This window comes from Thalassotalea montiporae, assembly GCF_053485855.1.
Genome location: NZ_JBQRUO010000003.1, coordinates 374234 through 387813, shown reverse-complemented (window position 1 = coordinate 387813; position 13580 = coordinate 374234). Strand labels below are relative to the sequence as shown.

Here is a 13580-nt window from a genome sequence, read left to right as displayed (position 1 = left end):
AAAGACTTAGAGCATATGCTGAATTTATAGGGCTAAGTACAGGGCGCTGTACTGTCTCGCACGATCAGTTGGCAGTCTAAGTCAGTTGTATTTTCGACATCCCAACGTTTTTCATTCACCATACTCACTAGCATACGAACTGCATTGTCACAGAGTTCCGCGGTTGGTTGGCGCACTGTGGTTAAAGCTGGCCAAAGTTGTTGAGCCAACTGAACATCGTCAAAACCAATGACTGAGAGCTGACTTGGGATTTTAATGTTTAGTTGCGCGGCAACTTTGTAAACGCCACATGCCATACTGTCAGTGGTCGCAAAAATTGCCGTTGGCCTAACATCGCTATTAAGTAACTTGCGTGCTGCTTTCTCACCTGAGGTAAAATCCCCCTTGGCTTCAATAATCATTGCTTCAGGTAGCTCATAACCAGCCTCTTTCATGGCATCTTGGTAACCCTCAAGTCGCCACTCAGCTGCACCGTGACCACTGGGGCCAATAATTAACGCAATGGCTTTATGTCCTAACGAAATTAAATACTCAGTAACTTGTTTTGCTACAGCTCTTTCTTGTGATGCGACGTATGGGTAGGGGTAAGGCAGCTTAGGAGCCAGGCTGACAAAAGGGATGTTGAGTTTATGAAGTGTTGAAGTAAGTTCACTATTGTTTGACAGCGGCGGGCCAACCACCAGGCCATCCACCTGTGTGCGCTGCACCATTTCAACAATTTCGTTAACTAAGTTGTCACTATCTGGTTCGCATGGGTGCAGTAGCATATCGAAACCAACCTTATTGCAGCCGTTGTAAACACCTTGCACCAAACGGCTGGCAATGGGTTCTTCAGGATGGCAATGAAGTACTGCGAGCATATACGACATTTGTTTACGCAGTTTACGGGCATGTAGATTGGGCTTGTAATCTAACGCTGTGATGGCCGCTTTCACTTTAGCAATGGTCTTATCACGAACGTTGTCATCTTCGTTTAGCACTCTAGATACAGTTTTTATCGACACATTGGCGTGCTTAGCAACATCTTTAATTGTTGCGCCGCTTGCTGCTGTTAATGACTTGCTTGTGCTCATTCATCCCTCTTTAAATGGCAACCCAGCTGCCCGTTAAGCTTCTAATAATTCGCAGTATATCAGGAAATTAATAGTGTGAGTTTAGCTTTTTCGAACATGCACTTTAAGTAGGTTTTTGTTATTGTTGTCAATATGCAAGGCTTTATTTTAAGTGTTTGTATTTAATTGTTTTAATTTATTTATTTCGTTGGGTTTAATATTTAATTTTCAATTAAATTGACAACGATGTCATTTTGATCGTAGTTTAATAAATAGACAGGGTGAGTCGTGCTATTTCGGATTGTCGTTAAAACAAGATCGCTTAGTTGTCACGACCGACGCTTGAGAACAAGCAAGCAATTCATTAGGGGGCAGCTTTACCGCGACTTAAAGCTGCCCTGTAAGGCGGTAAGTGCCTAACGCTTTTTTCGAATAATAACTAGCAACAATTTAACAATAACAACAAAAGCATCTTAAAAATTGAGCTAACAAAAGCTCAGTAGGAAGGGCGATGAAACAGGGGAATTCGGAAGTATGAACAGCTTATCGCAGCAGTCACAGCCAAGTATTGTGAAAAATATCACATCGGACTACTCGGCATTTGGCGTACTAACCTTGTTATTTTTCTGTTGGGGGTTCCTAACGTGTCTTAACGATATATTGATCCCGCATTTTAAAGCCTTGTTTGCGTTAACTTACACCCAAGCAATGTTGGTGCAGTTTTGTTTCTTTGGTGCCTATTTTATTGTGTCAATTCCCGCTGGGTTATTAGTCAACCGAATTGGTTATCAGCGAGGTATGGTGACGGGGTTGGGGATTGCTGCGTTAGGCTGTTTTTTGTTTTATCCGGCGGCAGCGGTGCAGCAATATGGTTTGTTTCTTCTCGCGCTATTTGTCTTGGCTGCAGGCATTACTGTTTTACAGGTTGCAGCCAACCCTTATGTCAATGGCCTAGGGCATACAGGTACCGCACCCGCTCGACTAAATTTGGTACAAGCCTTTAATGCGCTTGGCACAGTAGTCGCGCCATTGGTTGGTGGTGGCATTATTTTAGGTGTTGCTGCGCAAGCAGTTGAAGTTCCCTACCTTGGTTTCGCTTTTTGTTTGCTGTTAATTGCCATCCTTATCGCTCGTTTTTCTCTACCAGAAGTAGGCTCAGAGCAGCAGGCACAATCTTTTCAAGAAAAGCTTACCTTACCCGTACTTTGGGAGATGTTGCAGCAGCGCCCGAAATTAATGTTGGGGGTGCTGGGCATATTCTTATATGTCGGTGCGGAAGTCGCTATCGGCAGTTTTATCGTTAGTTTTCTTGGTCAATCAGATATTGCTGGCCTTGAGGAGCACCAAGCGGCTACTTACCTTGCCTACTATTGGGGCGGAGCCATGGTGGGACGCTTTATTGGTGCAGCAGTGATGACGCGAATTTCTCCGGCATTACTGCTGAGCATTAACGCTCTAGTAAGCGCCGCATTGATACTGCTGGCAATATCTAGCTCAGGACAATTGGCGATGTTCGCTATTTTATCGGTAGGTTTGTGCAACTCAATCATGTTTCCAACCATCTTTAGCTTGGCACTTGGTGGTTTGGGTAAGCTAACCAGTCAAGCCTCAGGGCTATTATGTTTAGCCATTGTTGGTGGCGCACTTATCCCGTTATTGCAAGGTGTTATGGCTGATAGTTGGGGAGTTCAATTGTCCTTTGTCTTGCCGTTAATCTGCTACATCTATATTGCCTTTTACGGCGGTTATTGCGCATACACACTAATCACCGATGCTGCAAACAAAACACAACAAGATTGTCATCGCGATGCTGCGCCTATTTCCAATCCTTCAAGCGAACCATAACGGCTCGCGGGCATCTGCAAGATAGATTCAAAAATCATAAATACAAGAACCAAACCACAAAAATACAAAATTAATTAACAACAATAAGGAAAACTTATGTTTAAGGGGAGAAAGCATAGTTGTCACTTAGGCTTGTCTAGCAGCTTACTTGTACTGAGTGCATTGAGCCAACAGGCAGTTGCTGAGCAAACAAGTGATGATGAGCAAGCATTCGAACAAATTACCGTCACCGCCAATCGTACAGCGTCATTGGCCTCGAAAACGCCAGTTGCGTTAAGTGCTGCCACTGGCGAGAATTTGCGTGATGCAGGGGTGACAAATCCAAGCACACTTGCCGATGTTGTGCCTAACTTGTCCATTGATCGTAACAATGGCTTGCAAATTACCATTCGTGGCGTCACCAGTACGGATAACACGGAAAAGGGCGATCCCTCTGCGGCTTTTTTACTGGATGGTGTTTACATCGCACGCCCGCAAGTCCAAGAAGTGTCATTTTTTGATATTGCTCGTGTTGAAGTGCTAAGAGGGCCACAAGGCACCTTATATGGCCGAAATACAACTGCTGGGCTAGTCAACGTCATTGCGAGAAGACCTGAGTTAGATTATACCGAAGGCTCGTTTGAACTAGGTTTAGGCAATTATGGCAGTCAGCAAGCGACAGGGGTATTTAACCTGCCAGTGGGAGATAATTTTGCCATTCGAACGGCGGTTAACATTGAGCGTCGAGACAGCTTTTTAGAAAATCAAAGCGGTACAGCCATTGATGTTGACCCCTACAAGGACAATCAGTCTTTCAGGCTTAGCGCGCTTTATGCGCCGACTGATGATTTCGAAATCTTAGTTCGCGCAGATTATGCTAGCCTTGAAGGTTCGCTGGTCGATCAAGTGCCTGTAAGTAATTTATACCAGCTCCCTGATAATCCGCCAGCAGATGGCGAACTCGGCACTGCACCTATTTACCGCAATGGCGTTAGCAATGATGATATGTTGGCGTTGCAATTTGCCAGACCTTTTGAAGATCGCGCTGACAATGATACATGGGGAGTTCATGCTGAGCTAAGTTGGTCAATAAACAGTGATTATACCTTGTATTACCTAGGCTCGTATCGCGAATTTACCCGTGATGAACAAAACACTAGCTTTATCGGTGTATTCCCGCAATTTAACTTACCCATTAATGTTCGTAGTACCTTTACTGGCGATTATGCACAGAACTCGCAAGAGCTTCGTTTAGCCTACGATGGCGAAAACTTGCAAGCGCAGACTGGCCTGTATTATTTTCGCGAGCATTCGGCGATAGAGTTATTACTATTTGGCTTATTGAACCCAGTACCTGGCAACCCTGGCTATATTTTTGGTTTTCCACAAGACCCAACGGTATCGAAATCAATTGGTGCGTTTGCACAGGGCACTTATAGTTTGAGTGATGATTGGCGCGTGACGGCGGGTATACGTTATACCGAAGACGAAAAGTCGCGACGTGGTGCAACCATCTTCCACAGCAATGTTGATGATCCAATTAATTTTACTGCTGGCGATATTCTTAACGATGCTGAACGCACCTTTGATGAAACAACATGGAAACTTGGCTTAGAGCATGATTTAGACAGCTACTCTTTGTTTTACGCGAGTATCGCTACAGGCTATAAAGCGGGTGGTTTTAACGATGGCTGTTTAGCGGGGCAGGCAAACTGTAATAGTCCGTTGCCAGAAGAGGCGCTATTTTATCAGCCAGAAACACTAACCTCCTATGAAGTTGGTGTAAAAACTCGTTTTCTGGATAACCGACTAACCCTCAATAGCGCATATTTTCACTATGACTACAAAGATTTACAACTGTCTGAAAATACCAATTTGTGTGGTGGCCCTTGTCAGATCACGACTAATGCCGCGGAAGCGAGTATTGATGGTGTTGAGCTAGAAACTCGCTATCAATTAACTTCCAGTAGCCGCATTGATCTTGACCTCACTTGGCTAGACGCTCGTTACGATGACTACAACATAGCACCGGGTGTTAATTTTGAAGGCCAGTCACTAGATCGCTCTCCCGAATGGGTAGTTCGTTTGGGCTACCAATATGATCATGAGTTAAGCAATGGCGGCATGCTAAGTCTGGCTTTGAGTAGTCGTTGGAGTGACGAATACTTTATTCAATCAACGCCGTTGCGTGCCCAGTTTGAACAACCAAGTTTTACCAAGTCAGATATTACTTTGACCTACCACAGTCCAGAAGATGATTGGTATGCGCAGCTTTTTGCTAAGAACTTAGAAAACGAGCTAACCGTTTCTCATGCAGAAATTTCGGTTAATTACCCATTGTTAACAGACGGTACTGTAAATTTTGCTGACCCGCGCTTATTTGGCGTGCGTGTTGGTTATGAGTTTTAACCCTGTGTCGAGCTAACGCAAAAAACGAGTACGCCTATCTCGTGCAAAAAGACTGAACTTGACAGTCATACGCAAGACAAGTGCCTGTGTTTCGCAGGCACTCCATCTCAACACTAAGTCAACACAGCACCTTATAAATAAAAGGAAAACTATGAGCATAATTTCTTCTCATTCTCTGGCGCGCCAATTAAGGACAGCATCATTGCTGGCGGTTACACTCAGTTGCTCGACCGCAGTACTTGCCTATTCTGCGGGTGATAAGCCTGAACAGGAACAGCGGAAACAAGATCTGAGCCTTTATGATCTAAACCTCTATGATCTGAACAAAAACGGCCAGTTGGAACGCTATGAAAATCCAGCTATACCGGTTGCGGAACGAGTGCAAGATTTGATTGCGCGCATGAGTCTAACGCAAAAAATTAATATGTTAATGGGCACCGGTTTTACCATGGACGCCATTGGCGGCTCAAATAAAGTACCGGGCGCAGCAGGCGAGACCTTTCCATTAAAAGAATTCGGTATCCCTTCCATTGTGCTAGCAGATGGACCCGCGGGCTTGCGCATAAGCCCGCATCGTCAGGATGACGAACAAACCTACTATGCAACGGCTTTTCCAACGGCGACTTTACTCGCGTCAAGCTGGAATACCAAGTTGTTAGAGCTGGTGGGGGCAGCCATGGGGCAAGAAGCAAAGGAATATGGTGTAGATGTATTCCTGGCACCTGGCATGAATATTCAATTAAATCCGCTTGGTGGCCGAGCGTTTGAATACTATTCAGAAGATCCAGTGCTAAGCGGCAATATGGCGGCAGCTATGGTCAATGGTGTTGAATCAAACGGTATTGGCAGCACTATAAAGCACTATGTTGCGAATAATATTGAAACTAACCGTATGCATTTAGACACGGTGGTTAGTGGCAGAGCGATGCGTGAAATCTACCTTAAGGGGTTTGAAATCGCGATTGCCAAGTCACAACCTTGGGCAGTAATGAGTTCCTACAACAAGGTAAATGGCACTTATGCTTCACAATCAAATTCATTGCTACTTGACGTACTGCGCGATGAACTTGGCTTTAAAGGCTTGGTAATGAGTGATTGGTTTGCTGGTGATGATTCGGCGCAGCAAGTGGCAGCGGGTAATGACTTGATCATGCCAGGCTCCAAAGCCAATGAACAGCAGATTATCGATGGCCTTGAGCAAGGGAGACTAACTGAACAAGCGATCGACAGAAATTTAGCCAGAGTACTCAATACTGTTTTTCACTCACCAGTGATGCAAAATTATCAATACAGCAATAAGCCAAATCTGCAAGCGCATGCAACTTTGGCTCGCAATGCCGCCGCCGAAGGTATTGTGCTACTGAAAAATAATGGCAATGCATTACCTCTTGCCAAACATGTTAAGTCGGTTGCAACATTTGGTAATACCTCGTTTGATTTTATCGCTGGTGGCTCTGGTAGTGGTGATGTCAATGAAGCTTACACTGTATCCTTGGCGCAAGGGCTTGAACAAGCTGGGTTTTCGATAGATAACCAATTGCAAAGCAGCTACAGCGAATATATAGCCACAGAAAAAGCAAAACAGCCTAAACCCAAATTCCACTTCTTACTGCCACCACCAATTGGTGAAATGGGCGTGTCAACTGAGTTAATTGCGGAAAAAGCCAAACAAGCTGATATTGCTTTAATCACTATCGGTCGCAATGCGGGTGAATTTGCCGACCGGCAAATAGCGAACGACTTTACGCTCTCGGATAAAGAACAGCAATTGATTGAGCAGGTGTCCAACGCTTTTCATAAAGAAGGCAAAAAAGTTGTCGTGTTGCTTAATGTTGGCGGCATAATCGAAATTGCGTCATGGCGAGATAAAGTGGATGCCATTGCACTGGTTTGGCAAGGAGGACAGGAAGCGGGCAATGCCGCTGTTGATGTGTTGACGGGCAAGGTGAATCCGTCTGGCAAACTGACGGCAACTATACCGCTGCGCTACCAAGATTTACCTAACGTAGACGGCTTCCCTGGTGAAGTGCTTGAAGATAAGGAAATTGTTAATCCATACATCAATATGCCTTCGGGCAAACCTTCTCGTACCCATTATCATCAAGATATTTACGTTGGCTATCGTTATTTTGATACTTTTGCTAAAGACGTTGCATACCCATTTGGTTATGGCTTGTCTTACACCGCGTTTGCTTACAAATCACCAAACTTTAGTTTCCATAAACTCGGGTTAGATGTTGAAATTGACGTGACTAATACTGGGCTGGTTACTGGTAAAGAAGCCATACAGTTATACGTCGGCGCACCACAGGGAAAATTGGCTAAGCCGGCTCAAGAGCTAAAAGCATTTAATAAAACACGACAACTACAACCTGGAGAAAGCGAGCGACTAAGTCTAAAAGTTGATTTACGCGATTTAGCATCTTTTGATGAGCAAAGCTCACGTTGGATTGTAGAACCTGGCAAATACCAAGTGTTTATTGGCGCATCATCTCGTGATATTCGCCAGCAGTTCAGCTTTACGGTGGATAAGGAATATATTGTTAGCGATAAGCTGACACGCCTAACAGCGAGTGAAACGCTTAATATAATGAGATAGAAAGAGAAAGTTTATAAGTGTGCTGCCCCTAATTTTTAGGGGCAGCGATAAGACGCAGTAAAACTCAATTAGTTTTTGTAAACATCTTCCAATGGTCGGTATTGAATACCGTGGAATAAACAGAATAGGACAGGTACAACAATTAGCGTAAGGATTGTTGCTACACCTAAACCGAACATTACCACAGCTGCCATCGATTCGAAGAAGGCGTCAACCAAGAGTGGCATCATACCTAAAATCGTTGTAATCGCCGCCATAGACACAGGGCGCACACGACTAACTGCTGAGTCAAACACTGCTAGGTAAGGCTCTTTGCCGGCGGCAAGTTCGCTGTTGATTTGATCAAGCAAGACAATCCCGTTTTTCAGCAGCATCCCTGATAAACTCAACATACCCAGCAGCGCCATAAAGCCAAACGGTTTATCCAGTACTAACAGGCCTGTGACGATACCAACTAACGCTAGCGGTACACAAGCCCAAATCACCAGTGGTTTTTTCACTGCATTAAACAGGAATACTGTGATCAAGAACATTAACAAATAGCCAACAGGTAGCGAGGCAAATATCGCTTCAGAAGCGTCTTGCGAGTCTTCGTATTCACCGCCCCAGTTAATGCTATAACCTTGCGGCAACTCAACAGCTTCCACTTGCGCTAAGATTCGATTGCGCAGCGAATCAGCGGTTTCATTGGTTTTAAAGTCTGGATCCATCATTACTGTGATCATGCGTTTTCTGTCTTTACGCATAATGATCGGGTCTTCCCAGCGCAGTTCTGTGCTAGTAATCACTTGATTAATTGGCACTAACTGGTTGTAAATTGGCGACCAAATTTGAATGGTTGATGCCGACGATGGACGTTCATCTTCCGGTGTACGTGTCACAATTGGCAGTAATGATGTGCCTTCTTTATACAAGCCAACCGTTAACCCAGAAAGGTTCATTTGCAAGGTGTTATCAACGTCTTCCTTGGTGATACCTAAGCGACGTGCTTGGGTTTCGTTAAACTGAGGTTCAAACACCTTAGTGCGCTCGCGCCAGTTGTGACGAACGTTTACCGTACCACCGGCTTCTCGGAAAATACCAATCACTTCCGTTGCTAGTGTGCGCAAGGTGTCTGGATCTGGACCGGTAATTTCTACTTCAACTTTTGCTGCAGGCGATGGGCCAATTTCTAAGCGCTTGAATTTATTTAGCAGCTCAGGATAGTTTTGGTCGATATAAGCCTGTGCATTCTTCATTGTCGCTAGAACGTTGTCGAATGAGTCAACACGTACCATCAGCTGAGCATAAGCTGCGTAACTGCGCTCTGTTTCGTAGGTCAACATAAAGCGCTGCGCACCTTGGCCTGTAGTTGAAGTCACGTGTTCAACCGCATCATAACTCATGACTTGCTGCTCAATTTCTTGTGCAATTTCGTAAGTATGGCGAATATCAGTGCCTTCTGGCATCCATAAATCTACCAAGAATATAGGCGTAGTTGATGGTGGGAAGAAAGCTTGTTTAACTGAGCCAAAAGCGACAATGGATAGGGCAAACAAGGCAACAACCGTAATGATGGTTAACGCTTTAAAACGCATACAAATGTTTAAAAACGCTTTGTAGAAAACAAAGATCGCACCTTTGTACGGGTCATCTTGCTCGCCGCCCTTGTCGCCATCTTTGTTGTTATTAAGTAGTGAAGTTGGCGTTTCTTTAAATAATAAACTGGCAAAAAATGGTGTTAAGGTCACCGCTGTTATCCAGCTAATAAAGAGTGAAATTAGTAGTACCCAGAACAAGCTACCTGCGAACTCACCCGTGGCGTCAGGGCTTAGGCCAATTGGCGCAAAGGCGGTAATGGCAATTACTGTCGCACCTAATAATGGCCAAATGGTTTGTTTAACAATGGCATTGGCTGCTTGCAGTTTGGTTTGCCCTCGGGCTTGGCCAATCAGTATCCCTTCGACAATAACAATGGCGTTGTCCACCAGCATACCTAGGGCGATAATTAACGCACCTAGTGAAATACGTTGCAGGTTAATGTCGTATAGGTTCATTACCAAGAAGGTACCTAGTACGGTCAGTAATAAGATCCAACCAATTAATAGGCCAGACTTAATGCCCATAAAGACAAGTAATACAACGACAACGATTACGACCGCTTCAATTAGATTAAGCATAAAGGCGGCAACTGAGTTATCTACCTCTTTAGGTTGGTTGTAGATTTCACCGACAACCATACCAGCAGGGCGATACTGCTCCAGCTCTGCCATGCGTTGCTCGATGCGCGTGCCAACATCAACTACGTTAACACCCGTGACAAAAGACACACCGATGTTAATGGCTTGATTACCGTTATAGTTGATTAAGTTGCGCGGTACTTCTTGGAAGCCTTTGCTAATGGTAGCCACGTCTTTTAAGTAGATCAGGCGATCGCTGCTCGGGCTAGAGATAATTAAGTCTTCAAGTTGCTTAACTGACTTAAACTCACCCGTAGGGTGCACATAGATATAATCTGGGCCGCTGCGCATTGCGCCAGCGCTTTGCACAACATTTTGTGCCCGTAGCACATTGTATATTGAACCCGGTGGCACACCTAAGTTCGCTAGTTTATTGGCTGAAAGTTCAATAAATACCGTTTCTTGCTGCTCGCCAGCCACAGAAACTTTTGAAACCCCGTCGATAAGCTCGATATCACGTTTGAGAAAATCAACATAATCTTTCAAGTCTTGGTAACTAAAGCCGTCACCGGTAACGGCCCACATAATGCCGTAAACATCACCAAAGTCGTCGATAACTTGCGGCTCATTCACACCTGGCGGTAATTGGGCTTTAATGTCGTTAACTTTACGGCGCAGCTCATCCCAGATTTGCGGCAGCTCATCAGGACCGTAGGTATTTTTCATACTAACGGTAATTTGTGATAAACCACGGCTGTTAATTGACGTGATTTTGTCAATGTAAGCCAGCGTCATTAGCTGCTTTTCAATGACATACGAGACTTCTTCTTCCACTTGCAGCGGAGAAGCACCTGGGTATGAGGTGTTGATCAAGGCATCTTTGATCGTAAAATCAGGGTCTTCCAGTTGACCTAAGCCGAAGTAGGCATGGGTGCCGCCAACGAGCAAGATCAGCGTAAACATCCAGCTGATCACTTTGTTCTTAATAAAATATTCAGCGATACTCATCGACTAAGCCTCCTTCTCGGCAACAATAACTTCAGTTCCGCGGCGCAAATAATGCAGCCCTTTGGTGATCACTTTATCACCTGGCTTAATATCGCCAATGACTTCAACATGAGACTTATCAACAAGTCGACCAAGGGTAACTTCTACTGGCTCAACTTGTGTGCCGTTAAGACGCCAAATAATTGAAGTAAAGCTTGATGATGAATAGCTGTCAGGCAATACCACGGCATGAAGCGGCACCACTGAGTAATAAGCTGAATCGCGCTCAATTTGAGCTAAATCTAGAGAAATACTGCCAGGCATGCCTTGAATCACTGGTTTTGCCTGTGTTGATGGCATTTCCAACACTAAGGTGAAGCTGCGGTTTTCTTCATTTTGCTCAGTTGTGTGCTCTTTGTATTCCGCTTTGAATATTTGGTTAGGGTAAGCATCCAATTTGACGTCAACAGTATGTTGTTGACCGTCGACTTTTTGCTGGTCGGCACTGGCAACTAAAATATCAGGCATGTCGATGCGAACTTCCACCATGTCCAGCTTGTGCATGGTAATAATCGGGCGACCTATAGTAGTCGCTTGGAAGCGCTCAATGGCAACATCAGAAATAATGCCGTCAAACGGTGCACGTAAATACACATAATCTAGTTGGCTTTGTGCGTAGTTGTAGCGAGCAAGGGCAATTTCATAACGCGCTAAAAGCTCGTCGTAAGTGCTTTCTGGCATATTGCCGCGATCGACCATTTGTTTGGCTCGTGCCGCTTGTACTTTTGAAAGCTCAACTTTTGCTTTCGCCTCACTTACCGCAAGTACCAATAAGGTGTCGTCAAGCTTGGCAAGTAATTCACCTTTTTTAACTTCCATCCCTTCGGTGGCAATCAGCTCGTTTACTTCGCCATTAAGCTGGAAGCTCAGTTTGGTTAATTCACTGGCGTGAACTACGGCTGGGAAGGTTTGTAGTTTTTCATTGCTGATTTCAGGAATGGTTTCAACACTTACTCTAATCGGTTGCACTTGCGGTGCAGGTGCGGGAGTGCAGCCAGCAATCGTGACAAGGGCGAGCAATACTAGTGCTATTTGATTGTAGAATTTCATATTATAACCCTCGCTCCTTAATCCACTCAGTTACCGTTTGACCAGCAGTAAGCTCGTTAACTCCAGCAGTAACAATGCGGTCACCATCAAGCAAACCACTTATTAGCTTGCCGTCTTGTGAAAGTTCAATGCTGACACGCTCCAGTTGATTATCGGCGCTAACGCGCCAAACATAGTGTTGGCCGTTTTCGTTCATAACTGCACTGTTAGGAATGCGTTGCGTTAAGCTGTCTTCGCTAAGCACAAGTTCAACGTTGGCAGTAGCTGCCATACTTGGGTAAAGGTTCAAGTCATCAGGGCTAGGCATCGTCATGGTAACGGTGAAGGTGCCTGATTCTGGATCTGCTATCGTTTCAATCTCTTTAATTGACACTGTGTATTGCTGATCTGGTTTCACCGCAAAACTTACAGTTGGTTGGTTCACTTGCAAATGCGAGCGACGCAAGGCACCAATTAAGCGTTCAGGTATTTCCATTACGACATCAACGGCATTTTCCGATTGAATTGACATCACCGGTTGCAGTGCTTGCACGTATTCATGTGCTTTGAAGTAAGTGGCGGCAACACGGCCATCGTATGGCGCTGAGATATGGGTGTATGAAAGGTCAGTTTTGGCTTGCTCAAGTTCATTTTCGGCAACTTTGAGCGCAGTTTCAGTTTGGTCAAACTGATCTTGTGAAATCAACTGCTCATCAATTAATGCCTCTGAGCGCTCGTGCTGCACTTTGGCTAGTTGATAATCTGCTTGGTGTCCTTCTACTGCGATTCGGTAATCGGTTGGCACTAAGTCAATCAGCGGTTGCCCTTGCTTAACCAAAGCGCCGGCGCGAACATGAAATTTGGCAATTTTGCCTGGTACTCGAAACGATAAACTCGCTTGTTTACTGGCTTCAACTTTCGCGGGAAAAGCCTGTACCTTAGTGGTCACCAACTCTATGTTCATCATTTGTACCGCTCTTATGGTCGCGGAATAATCAACGCTAGGTGGCTCGGAGCAACTGGCGGCAAGTAGTGCCATCAGCATTACCCCCAGTGCGTTTTTCTTGTTATTAATCATACATTCTCCAGTGATGTCATGCTGGCTAGACTTAACTATGGCACAAAATTACTAATTATCTGCCTTTCAAATTTGTCAGCAGTTAAGCCAAATAAAGCAAAACTAAGCTTACTAGCGCGTTATCACAACAAGATGACAAGTGTCGTGATTTGCTAATTACTTGCTAGGTCTAACAGGTGTCCAATGTCGGTGATAATTGTCTGTTTTTTTGGCGGTTAATGCTGTTAACGATTGTTATCAAAGTGTTAGGCAATTGCTGTAAAGCGAATTATCAATTATTCATTAAAAGAATGTTGATAATGATTGATTTTAATTTCGAACGAAAAGGAATATTGAAATAAAATTTTGTTTGCAGGTTGTAAGCTGATTTATGTTTCATAAAC

At 44.5% G+C, this 13580-nt stretch carries 7 protein-coding genes; 3 read left to right on the top strand and 4 right to left on the bottom strand.

Features of this window, described 5'->3' with window-relative positions:
• Window positions 1–32: 32 nt before the first annotated feature.
• A complete protein-coding gene (locus tag ACSLUR_RS12345) occupies window positions 33–1073 on the bottom strand; it encodes a LacI family DNA-binding transcriptional regulator (RefSeq protein ID WP_448554946.1) in 1041 nt (346 codons plus the stop codon).
• A 513-nt stretch (window positions 1074–1586) separates the two neighbouring features.
• Between ACSLUR_RS12345 and ACSLUR_RS12340 the strand changes: the two genes are divergently transcribed.
• The 3 genes from ACSLUR_RS12340 (at window position 1587) to ACSLUR_RS12330 (ending at window position 7884) form a co-directional block, all read left to right on the top strand.
• Window positions 1587–2897 (top strand): sugar MFS transporter, encoded by a 1311-nt coding sequence (locus ACSLUR_RS12340; RefSeq protein WP_448554944.1) that lies wholly within the window; start codon window positions 1587–1589, stop codon window positions 2895–2897.
• A 96-nt stretch (window positions 2898–2993) separates the two neighbouring features.
• The gene (locus tag ACSLUR_RS12335; protein ID WP_448554942.1) at window positions 2994–5285 is read left to right on the top strand and encodes a TonB-dependent receptor; all 2292 of its coding nucleotides are present in this window, start codon (window positions 2994–2996) and stop codon (window positions 5283–5285) included.
• Window positions 5286–5436: 151 nt separating this feature from the next.
• A complete protein-coding gene (locus ACSLUR_RS12330; RefSeq protein WP_448554940.1) occupies window positions 5437–7884 on the top strand; it encodes a beta-glucosidase in 2448 nt (815 codons plus the stop codon).
• Window positions 7885–7952: 68 nt separating this feature from the next.
• On the opposite strand, the gene ACSLUR_RS12325 is transcribed toward ACSLUR_RS12330, so the two are convergent.
• The 3 genes from ACSLUR_RS12325 to ACSLUR_RS12315 are packed head-to-tail and all read right to left on the bottom strand — an operon-like array spanning window position 7953 to window position 13197.
• Window positions 7953–11051 carry an efflux RND transporter permease subunit gene (locus ACSLUR_RS12325; protein ID WP_448554938.1) on the bottom strand — a complete coding sequence of 1033 codons (3099 nt, stop codon included), beginning with the start codon at window positions 11049–11051 and terminating at the stop codon, window positions 7953–7955.
• 3 nt (window positions 11052–11054) lie between these two features.
• Window positions 11055–12140 (bottom strand): efflux RND transporter periplasmic adaptor subunit, encoded by a 1086-nt coding sequence (locus ACSLUR_RS12320; protein ID WP_448554936.1) that lies wholly within the window; start codon window positions 12138–12140, stop codon window positions 11055–11057.
• Window position 12141: 1 nt separating this feature from the next.
• Window positions 12142–13197, bottom strand: a complete 1056-nt coding sequence (locus tag ACSLUR_RS12315; RefSeq protein WP_448554934.1) for an efflux RND transporter periplasmic adaptor subunit — start codon at window positions 13195–13197, stop codon at window positions 12142–12144.
• Window positions 13198–13580 lie beyond the last annotated feature (383 nt).